Genomic DNA, 475 nt, shown 5'->3' on the forward strand with positions numbered 1-475 from the left:
CCCCGGAGAAAACCGATGAGCGCATTACCTGCCATCAGTTTGATAAACGGGGGTTTTTAGAGAAGAGTGCCGATCCGCGTATGCAGGCATCCGGGCTGAGCAATTTCCGCTATATCCCCTCACTCTCCGGACAGGTGCTGCGTACGGAAAGTGCGGATGCGGGAATATCGCTGACACTGCATGATGCGGCAGGGCGACCTGTGATCAGCATCAGTCAGATCCGTACGGATAACGGGCAGGATGACCGCAGCCGGGCCGTGACACAGACTTTTCAGTATGAAGGTGCGGGTTCAGCCGGGCGTCTGCTGAGTATCGCGGAACAGACCGCCGGGCAGAATGCTCAGGTGACTGAACGCTTTATGTATGCAGGCAACAGTGAGGCGGAGAAAGCAAAAAACCTCGCGGGTATCTGTACACACCATTATGATCCGGCCGGGCTGATGCAGACGGACAGCATTGCGCTGACCGGCGTGCC

General features: G+C 57.3%; 1 pseudogene. It reads left to right on the forward strand.

Annotation, left to right across the window (positions count from 1 at the left end):
* Positions 1-475 (forward strand): annotated as a pseudogene (locus tag HMPREF3119_RS02015) (RHS repeat protein); the annotation flags it as partial.

The sequence above is a fragment of the Morganella sp. HMSC11D09 genome, assembly GCF_001807955.1.
In the GTDB taxonomy this organism is placed as follows: Bacteria; Pseudomonadota; Gammaproteobacteria; order Enterobacterales; family Enterobacteriaceae; genus Morganella; species Morganella morganii.